Source organism: Aeromonas sp. R7-5 (genome assembly GCF_040908015.1).
GTDB lineage: Bacteria > Pseudomonadota > Gammaproteobacteria > Enterobacterales > Aeromonadaceae > Aeromonas > Aeromonas caviae.
The window spans coordinates 274,542-294,636 of record NZ_JBFOCZ010000032.1 but is presented as its reverse complement, the minus strand read 5'-3'; the positions used below and the strand labels follow the sequence as shown (position 1 = coordinate 294,636).

Genomic DNA, 20,095 nt, shown 5'->3' with positions numbered 1-20,095 from the left:
ATGTGACCGGGGGCGCAAAACTCTGGTAGAATACGCCCCGTTTAAACGAACTGGTAACTTCGACTAATGACAGACAACAGCCAAATCAAGGTGATCGTCGGCATGTCCGGCGGCGTGGATTCTTCCGTCTCGGCCTACCTGCTCCAGCAGCAGGGCTATCAGGTCGAAGGCTTGTTCATGAAGAACTGGGAAGAAGACGACACGGACGAGTACTGCTCTGCCGCCCAGGATTTGGCTGATGCCAAGGCCGTCTGCGACAAGCTGGGGATGAAACTCCACACCATCAACTTCGCCGCCGAATACTGGGACAACGTCTTCGAGCACTTCCTGGAAGAGTACAAGGCGGGTCGCACCCCGAACCCGGACATCCTGTGCAACAAGGAGATCAAGTTCAAGGCGTTCCTGGAATTCGCCGCCGAAGAGCTGGGGGCCACCTACATCGCCACCGGCCACTATGTGCGCCGTGACGACAGCACCGGCCGCCCGCGCCTGCTGCGCGGCCTCGATACCAACAAGGATCAGAGCTACTTCCTCTATACCCTGAGCGAAGCCCAGGTGGGTCAGAGCCTGTTCCCGGTCGGGGATCTGGAAAAACCCGAGGTGCGCCGCATCGCCGAGCAGCTGGATCTCATCACCGCCAAGAAGAAAGACTCCACCGGCATCTGCTTCATCGGTGAGCGCAAGTTCAAGGACTTCCTGGCCAAGTTCCTGCCCGCCCAGCCCGGCCCCATCGAAACCGTGGACGGCAAGATCATCGGCGAGCATCAGGGGCTGATGTACCACACTCTGGGCCAGCGCAAGGGGCTCGGCATCGGCGGTCGCAAAGATGCCACCGAAGAGGCCTGGTACGTGGTGGACAAGGAGGTGGAGCGCAACACGCTCGTGGTGGCGCAAGGGGAACACCCCCGCCTCTACTCCGACGGCCTGGTCGCGAGCCAGCTGCACTGGGTGGATCGCACCCCCATTCGCGCGCCGCGCCGCTGCACCGTCAAGACCCGTTATCGCCAGGAAGACATCCCCTGCCTGATCCAGCCCATCGACGATGAGACCATCCGGGTCATCTTCGACGAGAAACAGGCTGCGGTGACCCCGGGCCAGTCCGCCGTCTTCTACGACGGGGAAGTGTGTCTGGGCGGTGGCATCATCGAACAACGTTTCAGCCATCCGGTCTAAGGGCTGGGCGCTCACGAGCGTCCGCGCTGTACTCCCTTCTCCCCTCGCGGGAGAAGGGTTGGGGATGAGGGGGTAACCACCCTCACCCTGACCCTCTCCCTGAGGGAGAGGGGACAAAGAAAAACAGTACCAGGCAGCGATACATGATTGGCAACGTCCAGGCCGGATCATGGCATCGGCCGGTGAAAGAACAGAACAGGGCTGTGAAGACATGGCCGACACATTCCAGGCCGGATAATGGCATCGGCCGGTGAAAGAACAGAACAGGGCTGTGAAGATATGAGCGACAAATTCCAAGACAGAACCATGGCCTTCGCAGGCATCTGCCAGGCCGCCTATCTGGTGCAGAAAGTGGCCCGTGACGGCTCCTGCGACGAAGCCTCCCTGCGCGAGAGCCTGCAAAGTATTCTGGTCACCAACCCCACGCAGCCGCTGGAAGTGTTCGGCAGCCACCTGGCCATTCGCGACGGCTATCGCGCCCTGGTGGAACAGCTGGGGGCCGACGGCAGCCAGAAGAATGCCGAGCTGACCCGCTACGTGGTGAGCCTGATCGCGCTGGAACGCAAGCTCGCCAAGCGCAAGGACATCCTCAACATGCTGGGGGAGCGGATCAGCCAGATCGGCCGCCAGCAACAGCATTTCGATCTGCTCGACGAGCAGATCCTGGCCAACATGGCAAGCATCTACAGCGACCTTATCAGCCCCATCGGGCCGCGCATCCAGGTGGCGGGCACCCCGCTCTTCCTGCAGCAGCCCCTGGTGCAGCACAAGGTGCGCGCCCTGCTGCTCGCAGGCATCCGCGCCGTGGTGCTGTGGCGCCAGCTCGGCGGCAGCCGTACCCAGATCATCTTCGCCCGCAAGAAGATGGTGGAACTGGCCAAACGATTTTAACCCCCACACCAATCATCAGGAGTTCACCCCATGGAGCTGTCCGCGCTGACTGCCGTTTCCCCGATTGACGGTCGTTATGGCGACAAGGCCGATGCCCTGCGCCCTATCTTCTCCGAATTCGGTCTGCTGCGTTTTCGCGTCGAAGTCGAGGTGCGCTGGTTGCAAAAACTGGCCAGCCACGCCGGGATCCCGGAAGTCCCTGCCCTGAGCGAGGCAGCCAATGCCGTGCTTGACGGCATCGTCAGCAACTTCAACGAGCAGGATGCCGCCCGCATCAAACAGATCGAGCGCACCACCAACCATGATGTGAAAGCGGTGGAGTACTTCCTGAAAGAGAAGGTGGAAGTGAACCCGGAGCTGGCCGCCGTCAGCGAATTCATTCACTTCGCCTGCACCTCGGAAGACATCAACAACAACTCCCACGGCCTGATGCTGAAGACCGCCCGGGAAGAGGTGATCAAGCCTTATTGCGAAAAGCTCATCGGCGAGATCAAGCGCCTGGCCGTCGAGTACCGCGACATGCCGCTGCTGTCACGCACCCACGGTCAGCCGGCGACCCCGAGCACCATGGGCAAGGAGATGGCCAACGTCGCCTACCGTCTGGAGCGCCAGCTCAAGCAGATCATGGCGGTGGAGCTGCTGGGCAAGATCAACGGTGCCGTGGGCAACTACAACGCCCACATCAGCGCCTACCCGGATGTGGACTGGCACCAGTTCTCCGAGGAGTTCGTCACTTCTCTCGGCCTGACCTGGAACCCCTACACCACCCAGATCGAGCCCCACGACTATATCGCCGAGCTGTTCGACGCCCTGGCCCGCTTCAACACCATCCTGATCGACTTTGACCGTGACGTCTGGGGCTACATCTCCCTGGGCCACTTCAAGCAGCGCACCATCGCCGGCGAAATCGGCTCCTCCACCATGCCCCACAAGGTCAACCCCATCGACTTCGAGAACTCCGAAGGCAATCTGGGTCTGGCCAACGCCGTGTTCCAGCACCTGGCGAGCAAACTGCCCATCTCCCGCTGGCAGCGTGATCTCACCGACTCGACCGTGCTGCGCAACCTGGGTGTGGCGGTGGGTTACTCCCTGATTGCCTATCAGGCAACCCTGAAGGGTATCTCCAAGCTGGAAGCCAACGCGGACGCCATGGCCGCCGATCTGGACGCCAACTGGGAAGTGCTGGCGGAGCCCATCCAGACCGTGATGCGCCGCTACGGCATCGAGAAGCCCTACGAGAAGCTCAAAGAGCTGACCCGTGGTCGCCGCGTCGACGCCGAAGGGATGCGCACCTTCATCGACACCCTGGAGTTGCCGGAAGCGGTCAAGGTCGAGCTGAAGAAGCTGACCCCGGCCAACTACATCGGCGACGCCCAGCGTCTGGTCGATCTGCTGAAATAAGTGATGTAACCGAACCGGCGGGGGCTCTGTCATGACGGCAGGGCCCCCGTTGATTTTGGCCCATTTGATATGATCACCCTCTATCGGGCCATTTCAGAGCCCTTGCCCAAGCCCGCCTTGGGCAAGCCCTCTCACAAGATACGAGAAGCACCATGTACCAACTCAATCTGGATATCGCTCACTTCCTCGAGCACTACTGGCAGAAGCGCCCGCTCCTCATCAAGGGCGGTTTCACCGACTTTCAGGATCCCATCAGCCCGGACGAGCTGGCGGGTCTGGCCATGGAGGAGGTGATCGAATCGCGCCTGGTCACCCGCTTCAACAACCAGTGGGAGGCGGCCCACGGCCCCTTCGAATCCTACGATCACCTGGGGGAAGAGAACTGGACCGTGCTGGTGCAGGCGTGCAACCACTGGGTACCCGAGGTGCACGAGCTGGCGGTGCCCTTCCAGTTCATCCCGGGCTGGCGCTTTGACGATGTGATGGTGAGCTTCTCCACCCCTCACGGCGGTGTCGGCCCCCACATCGACAACTACGACGTCTTCATCACCCAGGGTCAGGGCAAGCGCCACTGGCGGGTCGGCGATGCCAAGCCACTCAACGAGTTTGCCGCCCACGCCGCCCTGCTGCACTGCGAGCCGTTCGAGGCGATCATCGACGCCATCATGGAGCCGGGCGACATCCTCTACATCCCGCCCGGATTCCCCCACGAGGGCTACGCCATCGAGCCCTCCCTGAACTTCTCGGTGGGTTTCCGCGCACCGGACGCCAAGGCCCTTGTCTCCTCCTTTGCCGATCACCTGATCGACAACGAGATCCGCACCGAACGTTACGGCGACCCGGACCTCCAGCCCCGCGCCCGCCACGGGGAGATCCAGCCCCATGAGCTGCACCGCCTGCGGGAGCTGATGCAACAGGCCCTCGACGACGAGACCCTGTTCAAGGAGTGGTTCGGCACCATGATCTCCGAGGCCAAGCACGATCTGGACGTCAATCCGGTGGAGCCGGACTACAGCGCCGAGGAAGTGGCCGACCTGCTGAGCCAGGGGGAGCCCGCCATCAAGGTGCCGGGGTTGCGCAGCGTCTGGTTCAGCGGCGAGAGCCGCACCTGCTACATCGACGGCGAAGCCTGGACCCTGCCAAGCGAGGATCCGGCCGCCATCGCGCTCCTGTGCGACAAGGACATCATCACCCAGGACGCGCTGGTGGAACTGGCCGATCAGGCGGGCTTCCTGCAACTGCTGACCCGGCTGGTCAACCGCGGCTACTGGTTCTTCGGCTGATCCAGAGGGCTGCCGCCCCTCCCGGCGTGCCGGGAGGGGCGGTGTTTTTTCCGCTGTAGGCCTACCGGCTCCTGCCTTGCGTTGCTTCGCCCTGACGCCGCAGGAGGGAGTGACTACACTGGATGACGGCCAACGGCATCGGGCCGGATCGCCGCCGTAATGGGGCCCTGTTGTTTGTCATTTAACAACATGGGATCGGGCAGGATGCGGGGCCAGAAATGGGAACCAAATGGCCTCAGTTGCGGAAAATCAATTATTTTAGCCCCTAAAATGAGCTGTGAGCGAAAACGTTATCTTTCAAATTGAGGCCGTTTTCGCTCAAAACGTTGTTTCTGGATCATAAAAAGTATCCAAAAACTGGTGTATATTGCACGGCGGAAATTCCTTAACCATGAAGACTGACATGAAAAAGACCAAAATCGTCTGCACCATCGGTCCCAAGACCGAATCCAAAGAAATGCTGGGCAAGATGCTGGATGCCGGCATGAACGTCATGCGCCTGAACTTCTCCCACGGCGACTACGCCGAACACGGTGGTCGCATCAGCAACCTGCGCGCTGTCATGGCCGAAACCGGCAAGCACGCAGCCATCCTGCTGGACACCAAGGGTCCGGAAATCCGCACCATCAAGCTCGAAGGCGGCAACGACGTTTCCCTGGTCGCCGGCCAGACCTTCACCTTCACCACCGACCAGACCGTGGTGGGCAACAAAGACAAAGTCGCCGTCACCTATGCCGGTTTTGCCAGCGACCTGCGCGTCGGCAACCGCATCCTGGTTGACGACGGCCTGATTGGCCTGGACGTCATCGAAATCACCGAGCGCGAAGTGATCTGTAAAGTGCTCAACAACGGTGACCTGGGCGAGAACAAGGGCATCAACCTGCCGGGCGTCTCCATCAAGCTGCCGGCCCTGGCCGAGAAAGACAAGCGCGACCTCATCTTCGGTTGCGAGCAAGGCGTTGATTTCGTTGCCGCCTCCTTCATTCGCAAGAAAGAAGACGTGCTGGAAATCCGTGAGCACCTGAAAGCCCACGGCGGCGAGAACATCCAGATCATCTCCAAGATCGAAAACCAGGAAGGCCTGGACAACTTCGACGAGATCCTGGCTGTCTCCGACGGCATCATGGTTGCCCGTGGCGACATGGGTGTCGAGATCCCGGTAGAAGAAGTGATCTTCGCCCAGAAGATGATCATCGAGAAGTGCAACAAAGCCCGCAAAGTGGTCATCACCGCCACCCAGATGCTGGACTCCATGATCAAGAACCCGCGTCCGACCCGCGCCGAAGCCGGCGACGTGGCCAACGCCATCCTGGACGGTACCGACGCAGTCATGCTGTCCGGTGAGTCCGCCAAGGGCAAGTACCCGCTGGAAGCCGTGACCATCATGGCCACCATCTGCGAGCGTACCGATGCCGTGATGCCGTCCAACCTGTCTGCTGCCAACGACAGCAACAAGCTGCGCATCACCGAAGCGGTCTGCAAAGGCGCGGTAGAGACCTCCGAGAAGCTGGACGCCCCGCTGATCGTGGTTGCCACCGAAGGCGGCAAGTCTGCCAAGGCCATTCGCAAGTACTTCCCGAAAGCCTGGATCCTGGCCATCACCACCAACAAGAAGACCGCTGCCCAGCTGGTGCTGACCAAGGGTGTGGTTGCTCACGTGGTTGACTCCATCGCCTCCACCGACGACTTCTATCGCATCGGCAAAGAAGCCGCGCTGGAAATCGGCATGGGCGTGAAGGGTGACGTGGTTGTCATGGTCTCCGGTGCCCTGGTACCGAGCGGTACCACCAACACCGCTTCCGTTCACGTACTGTAATCAGTCCTGAACCGATGAAAGCGGCGCCTGCGGGCGCCGTTTTTTTTTTATCTCTCCCCCTGCTGCCCCTCTTGCGCCGGTGCTAGAATCCACGCGGATTTTACCCTGGTGGAAAATCCCCCGAACATCGCATAATCACCCGGACGCTTTATGCTCTCAACACGCTTCAAAAGAGCCTCGGCCACCCTGCTGCCGCTGCTCTGTTTACTCATCACCTTCTGGACCCCGAGCACCCTGGCGCAGGACCTGCCCCAGCGCGCCACCGTGCAGCGGGCGCTCGACGCCCTCGGCAAGTCGGACACCCCCACCGCCAGCCAGCAGGCGGACCAGAAGTTCCTGACTGACACCCTCTCCCTCCTCGACAGCATCGACAAGGAGAAGAGCAAGGCCAAAACCCAGAGCGAACGCCTGCGCACCCTGCCGGCAGAGCTCAAGGAGATCGGCGCCAAGCTCGACGCCCTGACCCAGGGCAAGAGCCCGGAGCAGCTCAAGAGCGAATACGCCACCATGAGCCTGGCGGAGCTCGATGCCCGCCAACCCGAGATCATGGCCAACATGCAGGCGGCCCAGGAGGCCCTTGGCACCATCGGCAGCCAGATCACCAACCTGCAGACCCTGCCGGAGCGGGCCCAGGCCAGCATGAGCCGCGCCTATCAGCGCAGCCAGGAGATCCGCACCCGCCTCAACGCCGGGGACGGGGTGAGCAGCGCCGAGAAGATGAAGCTGGGCGCCGAGCTGGCCCTGCTGGATCTGCAACTGGCCAACCTGCAAAAGGAGCTGGACAACCGCACCAGCATGCAGGATCTGGTGGTCAAGCAACGGGACTACCAGAGTGCCCGTCTCGCCAGTGAAGAGCAGAAACTGCAGGCATTGCAGGAGCAGAGCAGCGCCAAGCGCCTGGGGGACACCGAGAAGACTGCCGAAGAGACCGGCGAACTGGTGGCCGCCGAAGACAACCCCCTGGTGCAAAAAGAGCAGGAGCTCAACTACCAGCTCAGCCAGCAACTCATCAGCTCCACCAACAGCCTCAACACCCTGGCCCAGAAGAACCTGCAGGCGAAGAGCATGCTGGAGCGCGGCACCCAGACCGAGCGCAACCTCAACGAGCAGGTACAGATGCTCAAGGGCAACCTGCTGCTCTCGCGCATCCTCTATCAGCTCTACCAGCAACTGGAAGCGGCCCCCTCCACCCTGGTGAAAAACCTGGAGGAGCAGATCGCCGACCTGCACCTGGCCCAGTTCGAACTGAGCCAGCAGCGTGACCAGCTGTTCCAGAAGAACCAGTATCTGGACAACCTCATCGCCAGCAGCGGCGAGACGGTGAGCGACGAAGACAGGGCCAGCCTGGCCAAGCTCATCGACACCCGCATCGGCCTGCTGGATCAGCTCAACCGCCAGATGGATGCCCAGCTCACCAACGCCATCAGCCTGCAACTGACCCAGCAGCAGCTGACCCGGGTCTATGCCTCCATCGAGTTCACCCTGCAACAGCACATCTTCTGGGTGAGCAGCAACAAGCCCATCGATGCCAAGTGGTTCATCACCTGGCCGGCCCAGGCCTTCAAGCAGGCCTCCGACTGGGTGCTGAAACCGGACTGGAGCGGTTGGGGCGACATGCTGCTGGCAGTCTCTCTGCTGGCACTGCCCCTGCTGCTGCTGGGGGGCCTGCTGCTGTGGAAGCGCGGCACCCTGCTCGAGCGCCAGAAGAAGATCGTCAAGGATCTGGGACGTTTTCGTCAGGACAGCCAGTGGCACACCCCCCGTGCCCTGCTGTTCACCGTGCTGCAACGCCTGCCGGGCACCCTCTTCATCCTGGCCGCCGGCCTGCTGCTCGCCTATTGCGGCCTGCTGAGCCCGAAACTCATCTTCCAGATCACCCTGAATCTGGCCCTCGGCTACCTGGTGTTCAGCGTCTACCTGTCGGTGATGCGACCGGGGGGCATCGGCGAGACCCACTTCCGCATGCCGCGGGACGAGCTGCAGGCCAAGCGCAACAGCATGCGCTACCTCTGGCTGCCCCTGCTGCCCCTCATCATGCTGTCGACCAAGGCGGTGGTGGAGCCCTCCTCCCTTGGCAACGACGTCATCGGCCAGGGCATGACCATGCTGCTGCTGGGGCTGACCGCCTACCTGGTGCTGCCCATCTCCCGCGCCCGCATCAAGGGCGAGGCGAGCATGTTGCAGACCCTGACCGCCGTCGCCCTGGCACTGGCGCCGGTGGCCCTGATGGTGCTGGCAGCCCTTGGCTACTACTACACGGCCCTGAAACTCACCGGCAGGCTCATCGAGTCCTTCTACCTCATCATCATCTGGGGTCTGGTCTATCGCACCGCCCTGCGCGGGCTTGAGCTGGCGGCCCGTCGTCTGGCCTATCGCCGCGCGGTCGCCAAGCGGGAGCACAAGACCCAGGAGGATGCAGAAGGGGGCGAAGCCATCGAAGAGCAGCCCATGGATCTGGAAGAGGTCAGCCAGCAGTCCCTGCGTCTGACCCGCATCATGCTGCTGCTGGTGTTCGGCGTCGCCTTCTACTGGCTCTGGTCTGATCTGGTGGCGGTCTTCACCTACCTCGACAGCGTGGTGCTGTGGCACAAGAGCGAGGGGACCGGAGCCAACGCCGTGCTCTATCCCATCAGCCTGAGCGACGTGCTGACCGGCCTCTTCGTGTTTGGTGCGGCTCTGTCGCTGGCCCGCAACCTGCCGGGCCTGCTGGAGGTGCTGGTGCTCTCCAAGCTGCGCCTTGCCCAGGGCACAGCCTATGCCTTCACCACCATGCTCAACTACGCCCTGATCGGGGTGGGCAGCCTGACGGCGCTGGCCATGCTCGGGGTCCAGTGGGAGAAGCTGCAGTGGCTGGCCGCCGGTCTCTCGGTCGGTATCGGTTTCGGCATGCAGCAGATCGTCTCCAACTTCATCTCAGGCATCATCATCCTGTTCGAGCGCCCGGTGCGGATCGGCGACACCGTCACCATCGGCACCATCTCGGGCACGGTCAACAAGATCAGGATCCGCTCCACCACCCTCACCGACTTCGACCGCAAGGAGGTGATCATCCCGAACCAGCAGCTGATGATAGAGCGACTCATCAACTGGTCCCTGTCCGACACCGTCACCCGGGTCATCGCCCGGGTCGGGGTGGCCTATGGCTCGGATCTGGATCTGACCCGCAAGCTGTTGATGCAGGCCGCCATGGAGAACAGCCGGGTGCTGAAAGACCCGGCCCCCATCGTCTACTTCCTCACCTTCGGGCCCAGCACCCTGGATCACGAGCTGCGCTTCTTCGTGAGCGAGCTGGGGGATCGCAACCCGGCCATCGACGAGCTGAACCGCCGCATCGACGTGCTGTTCCGCGAGCATGGCATCGAGATCGCGTTCAACCAGATGGACGTCTACATCAAGAACATGCAGGGAGACGAACAGAAGGTGGAATCCCGCCCGGCGCTGCCGCCGGCAGGGAACCAGCCCGTCTGATCCCGCCCGCTTCACAGGCCCCGTCACGGGGCCTGTTTTTTTTCTGCCCGCCCCCCACCTTGGAAAGCGCAGATCGCCCCCAATATAGGGAAGACAACGGACTGTCTGCACGAGGAATCCAATGGACTCTCTCTACGCCGTGGTGCTCTTTGCCATCTCGGCATCGGTCACCCCCGGCCCCAACAACATCATGGTGATGAGCGCCGGCGCCAGCGTCGGGATACGCAAGAGCCTGCCCCTGCTCATGGGGATCTGCGTCGGCTTCACCCTGATGCTGTTGCTGGTGGGGCTGGGCTTTGGCCAGCTCTTTACCCGCTTCCCCGAACTCCACTTGTTCATCAAGTGCGCGGGCACCCTCTATCTGCTCTATCTTGCCTGGCTCATCGCCCGCCCGACGGACGGGATGGCTGACAGCAACGGGGCCCGCCCGTTCGGCTTTTTCAAGGGTGCCCTGTTCCAGTGGGTCAATGCCAAGGCCTGGGTGGTTGCCACCGGCGCCATCGCCGCCTTCACCAGCGCGGGGAGCGACCCCTTTGAGCAGCACCTCGTCATCGCCCTGACCTTCTTCATCGTCTCTTTCCCCTGCGTCGGACTCTGGCTCCTGTGCGGTTCCCTGCTCAAGCGCTGGCTGGCAAACGATCTTGCCCGTCGCCGCTTCAACCAGGTGATGGCGGCCCTGCTGGCACTGTCAGTGGTGCCCGTCATTCGCGAGATCCTGATCCCCGCCTGAGACGCCGGGACTCCCCTTTCCCTTGACCCGACGGATGGCCGTCGCAAAGGAGATGCAATGCAACAAGTGGTCTATGTGGCCAACCCGGTGAGCGGGTTGATCCATGTGTTTCGCCTCGAAGCAGGCACCCTCGCCCCACAGCAGGAAGTGCAGACCGGCGGCGAGGTGCAGCCCCTGGTCATCAGCCCGGACCGGCGCTGGCTCCATGCGGGGGTGCGTCCCGATTGTCGGGTGCTGAGTTTCCCCATCGCCGCCGATGGGCGGCTCGGGGCCCCGACCTCGGCGCCCCTCGAGGGCAGCGCCTCCCACACCTGCACCGATGGGAGCGGCCGCCTCTTCTTTGCCGCCTCCTACGCCTTCAACCACGTCACCGTCTCCCGCCAGGATCAGGCGGGCCGGATGCAGCCCCCTCACCAGCGTCTCGACCACCTGATGGCGGCCCACTCGGTCACCTGGCTCCCGGGGCAAAACGGGGAGCAGGAGCTGCTGGTGGCCTGCCTGAAAGAGGACAGGGTGCGCCGCTTTGCCCTGGTGGACGAGAGGCTGGTTCCCCATCCCTTGGGGGACATTCACACCGCCCCCGGCGCCGGGCCCCGCCATCTGGCCCTGCACCCGGACAACGGCGATCTCTATTGCCTCAACGAACTCGACGCCACCCTCAGTCGCTACCACAGGGAGGCGGACGGACAGATAGTGGCACGCGAGAGCCTAGACATGCTGCCCCCAGGCTATGAGGGGGAGCGCTGGGGCGCCGACCTGCACCTGACCCCGGATGGACGTTTTCTCTACACCAGCGAACGGGCCAGCAGCCTGCTCACCCTGTTCGGCGTCTCCCCCCAGGATGGCGCCCTCACCCCCCTCGGCCACTTCCCGACCGAGGCCTGTCCCCGGGGCTTTGCCATCGACCACAGCGGCCACTGGCTCATCGCGACCGGGCAGCAATCCCACGAGGTGGCGCTGCATGCCATCGACCCCGAAAGCGGCCAGCTCACCCCGGGCCCACGGAGCGAGGTGGGCAAGGGGGCCATGTGGGTGAGGGTGCTCGCCCTCCCCTGAGATGGCGAAAAACGGGCATAAAAAAAGCCATGGCACTGCCATGGCCTGCGTGAGCCGGCCCCCTCAGGAGCCGGTCACCTCCTTCAGGAAACCGGTGAAACGCTGCCAGGACTTGGCATCGGCATCGGCGCGGTAGTTGTCCGAGCCAAAGACGCTGAACGCGTGGGGAGCACCGCTGTAGCTGATCGCCTCATGCTTCACCCCGGCGCTCTCCAGCTCGGCCACCAGCGCAGCAAACTGACCCAGAGAGACCGCCTCGTCGGCGCTGCCGTGCTGGACAAGCAACTGTCCCTTCACCTCTTTGTAGTCCTGCCCGGCCGGGGTCTCCAGCCCGCCGTGTACGCTCACCACACCCTTGAGATCCGCCCCGCTGCGGGCCAGCTCCAGCACGGCGGCGCCGCCAAAGCAGTAACCGAGGGCCACCGCATTGTCGAGCCGCCCCCCCTGCCTGCCCGCCTCCGCCAATCCCCCTTGCAGCAGGGTGCGCATCCTGGTCCGGTCCTGATAAAGGGCCCCGGTGAGGCGCTTCTTGTCTTCCACCGTGCTCGGCCTGACCCCGGCACCGAACAAATCTACGGCAAAGACACTGTAGCCCAGGGCCACCAGCATCTCGGCCCGCTTGATCTCGTAACCGTTGAGCCCGTCCCAGTCGTGCACCAGCACCACCAGAGGGGCCTGCTTGTCGGCAGCCGCCAGGTAATAGCCCTCGAACGGCTTGCCTTCGACCTCGTAGCGCACCGCACCAGCCTCGGCCGCGCCGCTTCCCATCAGCCCCAGCAGGGCCAGGATCCATGCCCTCTTCATCCTTTCGTCCTCTCCCGTCAATGGTGCCCCTGAGTGTAGCCGCTTCACATGGGGAGCCCGGGTTCAGTGGTACGCAGGCCAAAAGAGAGAGGCCACCCGAAGATGGCCTCTTTTTCATCATCTCAACGTACAGCAAGCCAGGCGCTTAATCCTTGGCGCTCTCCATGGCACCCTCTTCGGAGTGCTGGGGCAGGATGAGGTTCAGCAGGATGGCGGCCACCGAGGCCAGCCCCACGCCCGCCAGGGCGAAGTCACCGATCTTCATCTCCAGGGCGCCGACACCGACAGTCAGGGTCACCGCCACGATGGCGATGTTGCGGGACAGCCCCAGATCCACCTTGGACTCCACCAGGGTCTTGAGACCGATGGCGGCGATGGATCCGAACAGCAGCAGCATGATGCCGCCCATCACCGGCATGGGGATGGAGGTGAGCAGGGCGTTGAACTTGCCGAAGAAGGCCAGAATGATGGCGAACACCGCCGCCCAGGTCATGGTGACCGGGTTGAAGTTGCGGGTGATCATCACGGCGCCGGTCACTTCCGCATAGGTGGTGACGGGGGGACCACCGATGAAACCGGCGAAGCAGACGCCGATGCCGTCACCGGCCAGGGTGCGGTGCAGGCCCGGATCCTTGGTGTAGTCCTTGCCGGTCACCCCGCCGATGGCCAGCACGCCGCCGATGTGCTCGATGCAGGGGGCGATGGCCACCGGCAGCATGAAGAGGGCCGCGGCCCAGTTGATCTCCGGGGTCTCGAAGTGGGGCAGCGCCAGCCAGGGGGCGTTGACCATCCCATCGAAACTTACCTGGCCCATCAGCACGGCAGAGACATAACCGGCGATGACACCGCACAGGATGGGGATGAGCTTGATCCAGCCCTTGCAGAACACGGCGGCAATCAGGGTGACCGCCAGCGAGATCCCCGCCAGAGTCAGCGCCGTGGTGGCAGGCACCACCTGCTCACCGCCGGCACGGCCCATGGCCATGTTGCAGGCTACCTGGGCCACCGACAGGCCGATCACCATGATGACGGGACCGATGACTACGGGGGGCAGCAGCTTGTGCACGAAGCCCATGCCACGAGCGCGGATGATGGCCGCCAGGATGAAATACATGAAGCCCGCGGCAAACAGACCGAACATGGTGGAGGGCAGGCCCCAGGTCTGGGTGGCATAGATGATGGGGGCGATGAAGGCGAAGCTGGAGCCGAGGAAGATCGGCACCTGACGACGGGTGCAGAGCTGGAACAGCAGGGTGCCTACACCGGCGCCAAGCAGGGCCATGGAGGGGTTCAGACCGGTGAGCAGGGGCACCAGCACCATGGCACCGAAGGCGACAAACAGAATTTGCAGCCCGGCGACGCTTTGCTTGACCAAGGAAAACATGGGTATCCTTAATTTTTTGATAACTGACAGGGATATTTGACACTTTTCAGTCATCACAAGACGTTTTCAAGGCAGCCAACGGACCAAACGGCGTCATTTGTTGCCTTTTACTGCTTGGGGAGGGCATGAAACTGGCTTTTTAGGCGGGATTCGCTGCTACAAGCATCGAGGAAGCGATTTTACGCACTTTTATGGCCAACGCCAATCGTTTTTCCGGCGAGTTGACATGACAAGGCTTTCAACTGGTCGACGCAGATACCACCCCAACCCCCTCTCTATACTCGAAGGCGTGACCCCACACCGACAAGGAGTTCCCCATGTCACTGCCCTCGTTCAAACCCAGCCAGCGCCGGCTGCTGCTGGGCTCGGCCATCGCCCTGGCCCTGTTCGCCACCCCGCTGAGCTATGACTTCGACCACCACCAGTGGCAGGTAAACCAGGCCCATGCCAAGTCCTGCTTCATTGCCGGTACCCGCATCCTGATGGCCGATGGCTGCGAACGCCCCATCGAGACCCTGCGGATCGGCGATCGGGTGCGGGACAGGCACGGGCAGAGCAACCGCATCCAGGCCATCGAGCGGGTGGCGCTGGGGGCGCGCAGGCTCTACGGGCTCAATCATCTGCCCCCCTTCTTTACCGCCGAGCACCCCTTCCTCACCACCCGGGGCTGGGCGGCCATCGCACCGGCCATGACCCGCACCGAAAACCCGGCCCTCGCCGTGCTGCCGCTCTTTACCGGCATGCACCTGCTGGGTTGGTCAGAGGGGGGCAGCGCGGGCAACCTGGCGCTGGCGCCGCACCCTGTCGAACTGCCGGTGGCCTCCCTCTCCTGGGTTGATGCCCCGCCCGCCACGGCGCTGTTCAACTTGATCCTCGATGGCAGCCACAGCTATGTGGCCAATGGGCTGATCGTGCACAACAAAGGGGGGGATGGCGGCGGCAACAGTGGTAGCGGAGGCGGCAACAGCGGCAACAGCGGCAACGGAGGCGGCAACAGCAGCGGTGGGGGCAATAGTAGCCACAGTGGAAACAATAGCGGAAATGAAGGCGATAGTAGCCATAACGGAAACAATGGCGGGGACGACAGCGGCCACGGCGGCGATGACCGTGGTCAGGGCGAACATGCCGGTGGCGACCAGCACGCTGGCGGCGATCGCCACGGCGGTGGCGACAAGCATGCAGGCGGGGAGCGTCATGCCGGTGGCCGGGTGGACGACAACGGTGTGGACGCCGTCGACGCCAATGGCAACAAGCTTCGAGGCGATGGCAGCGTGGATGACAACGGCGTGGACGCCGTCGATGCCAATGGCAACAAGCTTCGAGGCGATGGCAGCGTGGACGACAACGGCGTGGACGCCGTCGACGCCAATGGCAACAAGCTTCGAGGCGATGGCAGCGTCGATGACAACGGCGTGGACGCCGTCGACGCCAATGGCAACAAGCTTCGAGGCGATGGCAGCGTCGATGACCGCCTGGTGCCCCCGCCCGCTCAATAGGTGGCATCGTCCTGCCCCGCACACACAGCAGGGCGGAAAACAGAGAGGGTGGCCTGGGCCACCCTCTCTTTTTCTATGGCATCGCCATGCCCGCGACACATGCGGGCAGGACGCACCTCAGACCCGGCGATAGGGCAGGTAGACCGGCTCCCACATATGGCTCAGGATGTGCTCTTGCAGATCCTGACCGATGAGCGGATGGGAGGGATCCCGGCGCACGATATCCTTGAGCACTGCGGTCGCCACGTGCACCGAGATGTTGCGCAGCTCGCTGATCCTCGGGTAGACGGTGCCCTGGGCGAGATCCGCCTCGCTCACGCACTCCGCCAGCGCAAAGGCGGCGGTGGTGAAGATGTCCGGGCTTATCTCGCGGATCTGGCTGACGATGGCCGCCAGCCCCACGCCGGGGAAGATGAAGACGTTGTTACCCTGACCGATGCGATAATCCTGCCCCTCGAAGTGCACGTCCTTGAACGGGCTGCCGGTGGCGACGATGGCGCGCCCCTGGCTCCAGCGGAAGATGTCTTCCGGCAGGGCCTCGCAGTTGGCGGTGGGGTTGGAGAGGGGGAACACCATGGGGCGCTCGCAGTGGGTCAGCATCAGCTGGATGTGCTCCTCCTGGAAGGCGCCACCGGCGCCGCTGGTGCCGAGCAGCACGGTGATGGGCACGTGGCGCAGCACCTCGGTCAGCCCCGCCTTGCCCTGCAGATCCCACTGGGCCAGCAAGAGGCCCGGTTTGGCATAACGGCGCTTGTACTCATCCAGCCCCTCGCGGTTGTCACACACCAGCCCCTGGGTATCCAGGATGTAGATGCGATCCCGCGCCGCCTGCGGGTCAAGCCCCTCGCGGATCATCCCCGCGCAGATCTGATCCGCCACCCCGACCCCGCCAGCCCCGGCCCCGTAGACCAGGTAGTGCTGCTGGCCCAGGGTTTCCCCTTTGGATTTGACGGCCCCAATGATACCCGCCAGCACCACGGCCCCGGTGCCCTGGATGTCGTCATTGAACGACGGCAGCGCCTGCTGATAGCGGGCCAGGTTGTTGAAGGCGTTGGACTTGCTGAAGTCCTCCCACTGCAGCACGGCGTTGGGGAAGTGGCGCTTGACCCCGGCCACGAACTTGTCGATGAAGTCGTCGTACTCCTTGCCGCGAATGCGCCTGTGGGGCTGCCCCAGGTACATGGGGTCATCCAGCAGCGCCTGGTTGTCGGTGCCCACGTCCAGCGCGATGGGCAGGCAGCAGGCGGGGTGGATGCCGGCCCCCAGGGTATAGAGGGCGAGCTTGCCGATGGGAATGCCCATGCCCCCCACCCCCTGATCGCCGATGCCGAGGATCCCCTGGCTGTCGGTCACGACGATGATACGCACCGCCTTGGCATCCATGTGGCGGGCGAGGGAGCCCATGTCATCGACGTTCTTCGGGGTGATGTAGAGGCCGCGCGGCTTCTGGAAGCGGTGGCTGAACTCCTGGCACGCCTTGCCCACGGTCGGGGTGTAGATGTAGGGGGTCATCTCCTCCACGTGGCGGGACAGGAGGGCGTAGAACAGGGTTTCGTTGCGATCCTGCAAGGCTCGCAGGTTCTGGTACTTCTCGATGTCGCTGCAGGCGCTCAGGAAGGCCTCATAGACCCGCTCCAGCTGGGCTTCGAAAGTCTGCACCTGGGGCGGCAGCAGGCCGCCCAGCTCAAAATCGGCCCGCTCCTGTTCGGTGAAGGCGGTGCCCTTGTTGAGGTTGCGATCGTTGAGCAGATTGGTGCCCGTCAGCGCAACGGGGCGAAAATCGTGACCCTGTGCATCTTTCCACAGCAGATATTGTCCGGTAGCCATAGTCATTCTCTTTGATTTACATGAAGTTGCCATCAGGCAGGAGAGCAAGGCTCAGAATGCTGGGGATCATATGACGTTTGCCGATCCGGTTTTGTGAGCTTGGACAAACCCTGCGGCCAAAGGCGCCTTTGCCGGGACAGCCGAAGGTTGCTCCCGCGCCCGCCTTGGCGCAAGATCCCGACACGCCCCTGTGGGCATCCCTTTGCGAGCAACGGAGCACCATGACCCCTTCCTCTTCCCCCGCTTTTCTCGTCAGCGGCGTCATCCTCGCGGGCGGTCGCGCCACCCGCATGGGGGGCGATGACAAGGGCTGGGTGCCCCTCGCGGGCACTCCCCTGATCGAACACGTGCTGACCCGCCTGCGCCCCCAGGTGGACGAGGTGCTGATCAACGCCAACCGCAGCCAGGCTCGCTACCGGCAGCTTGCTCCCGTTATCGGAGATGCGCAGGCCGACTTCCAGGGGCCGCTGGCCGGCATGCTGGCGGGGCTGACGGCGGCCCGTCACGACTGGGTGCTGTTCGTCCCCTGTGACGGCCCCGCCCTGCCCCTTGATCTGATGACCCGCTTTCGCGCCGCCATCACCCCGGACACCGATCTGGTGGTGGCCCACGACGGGGAGCACCTCCAGCCCGTGGTCGCCCTGCTGCGCCGCGCCCTGCGCCCCTCCCTGAGCCAGGCGCTGGCGGACGGGGAGCGCAAGACCGGGGCCTGGTTTGCCCGCCACCGGATGGCGGTAGTGCCCTTTGCCGATCTGCCCGACGCCTTCGTCAACCTCAACAGCCCGGCCGAACTCGCCGCCTGGGAGGCGAGGCTGCGGGAAGGGGGTGCGCCATGAGCCCCCTGCCCCTGCTCGGCTTCGTCGCCTGGAGCGGCACCGGCAAGACCACCCTGCTGGAGCGCCTCATTCCGCGCCTGGTGGCGCGCGGTCTGCGCCTCGGGGTGCTCAAGCACACCCACCACGCCTTTGACATGGACCAGCCCGGCAAGGACAGCCACCGCCTGCGCCAGGCGGGTGCCACCCAGGTGATGGCGGCCTCCGACCGGCGCCACGCCCTGATCCGGGAGACCCCGGAGGGGGAGCCCCCCTTCGAGGCGCTGCTGGCCCGCTTCGATACGAGCGCCCTGGATCTGCTGTTGGTCGAGGGGTTCAAGCACAGGCGCTTTCCCAAGGTGGAGCTGTATCGCGCCGCCATCGGCCGGCCCCTGCTCTTCCCCGAGGATCCTGACATCGTCGCCCTCGTGAGCGACGCCCCCCAGGCCACGACCCTGCCCCGGTTCCCCTTCGAGGATCTGGAGGCCATCGCCGACTTCATCTGCGCCCGGTTGCCCCCGCACGAACCCCGTCAGGCCCCGCCGCCCCTTCGCCTCTGCGCCCGGCTGCTGGCGGCCCTGCCCCCATCGGCAGAGCAGGGCGTTGTGCCCGGCTTGCTCAGTCAGGACGAGGCGGGCACCCTGCTGGTGCGCCCGGTGGATGGGGGCCACGACAGTGCCAACTGCCGCATCGAACGGGCGCCGGGTAGCGCGGCCCTTCCCCCCGGCGAGCGGGTCATGGTGCGCCTGCCGACAGGTGCGCCCCCATGAACCGGAGAAACGACGCAGGTCAAGGCAAATGCCGTCCTCCTTGCTATCCTCACAACCCTGACCCGAGATAAGAGAACGCCCTTGCGCCTCAATGCCCCGCTCTCCCGCTTCGATCTGCTCATCTATGGCCGCTACCGCCTGGTCCACGGCCTGCGCATCGCCCTGGCCTTCACCCTCACCTTCCTGCTGACCCGGGAGCTCAAGCTGCCGGAGAGCACCTGGCCCCTCATCACCCTGGTGGTGGTGATGGGCCCCATCTCGTTCTGGGGCAACGTGCTGTCGCGCGCCCTGCAACGGGTGGTGGGCACCGTCTTTGGCGCCGCCTGCGGGGTGGTGGCCCTCTATCTGGAGCTCTACTCCCTGCCCCTGATGCTGACCTGGTGCTGCGCCATCATGTTCCTGTGCGGCTACCTGGCGCTCGGCAAGCGCCCCTATGTGGGGCTGCTCATCGGCATAACCCTGGGGGTCATCGTCGGCGGGGTGCCAGGGGACATCGAGACCGCGCTCTGGCGCAGCGGCGACGTCATCCTGGGGTCGGTGCTGGCCCTGCTGTTTTGCAGCATCTACCCCCAGCGGGCCTATACCCACTGGCGTCTGCAGATGCACGACACCCTGCAGCAGGCCGGGCGGCTCTACCACACCCACCTCTCCCCCAACGTGCTGGAGCGCCCCAAGCTCACCCGAAGCCATGCCCGCCTGCTCGCCAAGATAGTCAGCCTGCGCCCCCTGCTGGCCCCGGCGGTCAAGGAGACCCGCCTTGGCAGCCCGCTGTTCGAGGCGACCCAGACCACCCTTCGCAACAGCGTCTGCACCCTGGAGATGCTGGCCAACACCTATTGGCGGGATCGCCAGAGCCACTTCCTGATGCAGAGCCACCCCGGGCTTCGCGCCTGCCAGCAGGCGACGGAGTCGGTGCTCACCGAACTCGCCCTCATGCTCAAGAGCGGTGATACCACGGCGGCCGACCAGGCCATCGGCCGCCTGCAAGAGGCCGCCGCCCGGCTCGATGGGGACGCAAGCCAGGCACCAGGCCAGGGACACGACCCCACCCTTGGCGGCTACCTCTGGCTCAATCTCCATCTCATCGAGCAGCTCGCCCACCTCCATCGCCTGCTGGGGCTGGTGCTGCAACCCTATGCCAAGCCCTCGGCCCGCCCCTGATCACGCCGCCTGCAACCGCCCAC

Annotated in this window: 14 protein-coding genes and 1 pseudogene; 12 read left to right on the top strand and 3 right to left on the bottom strand. The window is 64.0% G+C overall.

Going from position 1 to position 20,095, the window contains the following annotated elements; genetic code table 11:
* Nucleotides 1–66 precede the first annotated feature (66 nt).
* The 8 genes from mnmA (at nt 67) to AB5Y53_RS14380 (ending at nt 11,818) form a co-directional block, all read left to right on the top strand.
* Complete coding sequence (gene mnmA, locus AB5Y53_RS14415; protein ID WP_010673619.1) at nt 67–1,173, top strand: tRNA 2-thiouridine(34) synthase MnmA; 1,107 nt, start codon at nt 67–69, stop codon at nt 1,171–1,173.
* 279 nt (nt 1,174–1,452) lie between these two features.
* Nucleotides 1,453–2,064 carry a high frequency lysogenization protein HflD gene (gene hflD, locus AB5Y53_RS14410; protein WP_010673618.1) on the top strand — a complete coding sequence of 204 codons (612 nt, stop codon included), beginning with the start codon at nt 1,453–1,455 and terminating at the stop codon, nt 2,062–2,064.
* Between the two features lie 30 nt (nt 2,065–2,094).
* Nucleotides 2,095–3,465: an adenylosuccinate lyase gene (gene purB / locus AB5Y53_RS14405; protein ID WP_041214787.1), complete on the top strand. Its 1,371-nt coding sequence runs from the start codon at nt 2,095–2,097 to the stop codon at nt 3,463–3,465.
* Between the two features lie 152 nt (nt 3,466–3,617).
* Entirely contained in the window at nt 3,618–4,748 is a 1,131-nt protein-coding gene (locus AB5Y53_RS14400) for a cupin domain-containing protein (RefSeq protein ID WP_368182366.1), read from the top strand.
* A 403-nt stretch (nt 4,749–5,151) separates the two neighbouring features.
* Nucleotides 5,152–6,564 carry a pyruvate kinase PykF gene (gene pykF / locus AB5Y53_RS14395; protein ID WP_010673615.1) on the top strand — a complete coding sequence of 471 codons (1,413 nt, stop codon included), beginning with the start codon at nt 5,152–5,154 and terminating at the stop codon, nt 6,562–6,564.
* A 150-nt stretch (nt 6,565–6,714) separates the two neighbouring features.
* A complete protein-coding gene (gene mscK, locus AB5Y53_RS14390) occupies nt 6,715–10,032 on the top strand; it encodes a mechanosensitive channel MscK (RefSeq protein WP_368182364.1) in 3,318 nt (1,105 codons plus the stop codon).
* Between the two features lie 121 nt (nt 10,033–10,153).
* The gene (locus AB5Y53_RS14385; protein WP_139737576.1) at nt 10,154–10,762 is read left to right on the top strand and encodes a LysE family translocator; all 609 of its coding nucleotides are present in this window, start codon (nt 10,154–10,156) and stop codon (nt 10,760–10,762) included.
* A gap of 57 nt (nt 10,763–10,819) precedes the next feature.
* Complete coding sequence (locus AB5Y53_RS14380) at nt 10,820–11,818, top strand: beta-propeller fold lactonase family protein (protein WP_368182363.1); 999 nt, start codon at nt 10,820–10,822, stop codon at nt 11,816–11,818.
* A gap of 63 nt (nt 11,819–11,881) precedes the next feature.
* Here the strand turns inward: AB5Y53_RS14380 and AB5Y53_RS14375 are convergent, their stop codons facing one another.
* Together AB5Y53_RS14375 and AB5Y53_RS14370 are read right to left on the bottom strand one after the other, a co-directional pair.
* Complete coding sequence (locus tag AB5Y53_RS14375) at nt 11,882–12,622, bottom strand: dienelactone hydrolase family protein (protein ID WP_368182362.1); 741 nt, start codon at nt 12,620–12,622, stop codon at nt 11,882–11,884.
* A gap of 145 nt (nt 12,623–12,767) precedes the next feature.
* The gene (locus AB5Y53_RS14370) at nt 12,768–14,006 is read right to left on the bottom strand and encodes a uracil-xanthine permease family protein (RefSeq protein WP_010673610.1); all 1,239 of its coding nucleotides are present in this window, start codon (nt 14,004–14,006) and stop codon (nt 12,768–12,770) included.
* Nucleotides 14,007–14,323: 317 nt separating this feature from the next.
* Between AB5Y53_RS14370 and AB5Y53_RS14365 the strand changes: the two genes are divergently transcribed.
* On the top strand, nt 14,324–15,502 hold the full coding sequence (locus tag AB5Y53_RS14365) for a hypothetical protein (protein ID WP_368182360.1): 1,179 nt from the start codon (nt 14,324–14,326) through the stop codon (nt 15,500–15,502).
* A gap of 117 nt (nt 15,503–15,619) precedes the next feature.
* Here AB5Y53_RS14365 and AB5Y53_RS14360 read toward each other — a convergent pair whose 3' ends face one another.
* Complete coding sequence (locus AB5Y53_RS14360) at nt 15,620–17,329, bottom strand: NAD-dependent malic enzyme (protein WP_368182359.1); 1,710 nt, start codon at nt 17,327–17,329, stop codon at nt 15,620–15,622.
* Nucleotides 17,330–17,550: 221 nt separating this feature from the next.
* Here AB5Y53_RS14360 and mobA point away from each other — a divergent pair, with 221 nt between their 5' ends.
* The 3 genes and pseudogenes from mobA (at nt 17,551) to AB5Y53_RS14345 (ending at nt 20,072) form a co-directional block, all read left to right on the top strand.
* A complete protein-coding gene (gene mobA, locus AB5Y53_RS14355; RefSeq protein ID WP_045523963.1) occupies nt 17,551–18,165 on the top strand; it encodes a molybdenum cofactor guanylyltransferase MobA in 615 nt (204 codons plus the stop codon).
* Nucleotides 18,162–18,647 (top strand): annotated as a pseudogene (gene mobB / locus AB5Y53_RS14350) (molybdopterin-guanine dinucleotide biosynthesis protein B); the annotation flags it as partial. The gene mobA and the pseudogene mobB, both read left to right, overlap by 4 nt.
* Before the next feature lie 345 nt (nt 18,648–18,992).
* Nucleotides 18,993–20,072 carry an FUSC family protein gene (locus tag AB5Y53_RS14345; protein ID WP_216944484.1) on the top strand — a complete coding sequence of 360 codons (1,080 nt, stop codon included), beginning with the start codon at nt 18,993–18,995 and terminating at the stop codon, nt 20,070–20,072.
* The last annotated feature ends 23 nt before the right edge of the window (nt 20,073–20,095 follow it).

Coding starts and splice junctions, on each gene's coding strand:
- hflD (WP_010673618.1), top strand. CDS start 1,453: ATGAGCGACAAATTCCAAGACAGAACCATGGCCTTCGCAGGCATCTGC.
- AB5Y53_RS14360 (WP_368182359.1), bottom strand. CDS start 17,329: ATGGCTACCGGACAATATCTGCTGTGGAAAGATGCACAGGGTCACGAT.
- AB5Y53_RS14385 (WP_139737576.1), top strand. CDS start 10,154: ATGGACTCTCTCTACGCCGTGGTGCTCTTTGCCATCTCGGCATCGGTC.
- AB5Y53_RS14370 (WP_010673610.1), bottom strand. CDS start 14,006: ATGTTTTCCTTGGTCAAGCAAAGCGTCGCCGGGCTGCAAATTCTGTTT.
- mnmA (WP_010673619.1), top strand. CDS start 67: ATGACAGACAACAGCCAAATCAAGGTGATCGTCGGCATGTCCGGCGGC.
- purB (WP_041214787.1), top strand. CDS start 2,095: ATGGAGCTGTCCGCGCTGACTGCCGTTTCCCCGATTGACGGTCGTTAT.
- mscK (WP_368182364.1), top strand. CDS start 6,715: ATGCTCTCAACACGCTTCAAAAGAGCCTCGGCCACCCTGCTGCCGCTG.
- AB5Y53_RS14400 (WP_368182366.1), top strand. CDS start 3,618: ATGTACCAACTCAATCTGGATATCGCTCACTTCCTCGAGCACTACTGG.
- AB5Y53_RS14375 (WP_368182362.1), bottom strand. CDS start 12,622: ATGAAGAGGGCATGGATCCTGGCCCTGCTGGGGCTGATGGGAAGCGGC.
- AB5Y53_RS14380 (WP_368182363.1), top strand. CDS start 10,820: ATGCAACAAGTGGTCTATGTGGCCAACCCGGTGAGCGGGTTGATCCAT.
- mobA (WP_045523963.1), top strand. CDS start 17,551: ATGACCCCTTCCTCTTCCCCCGCTTTTCTCGTCAGCGGCGTCATCCTC.
- pykF (WP_010673615.1), top strand. CDS start 5,152: ATGAAAAAGACCAAAATCGTCTGCACCATCGGTCCCAAGACCGAATCC.
- AB5Y53_RS14365 (WP_368182360.1), top strand. CDS start 14,324: ATGTCACTGCCCTCGTTCAAACCCAGCCAGCGCCGGCTGCTGCTGGGC.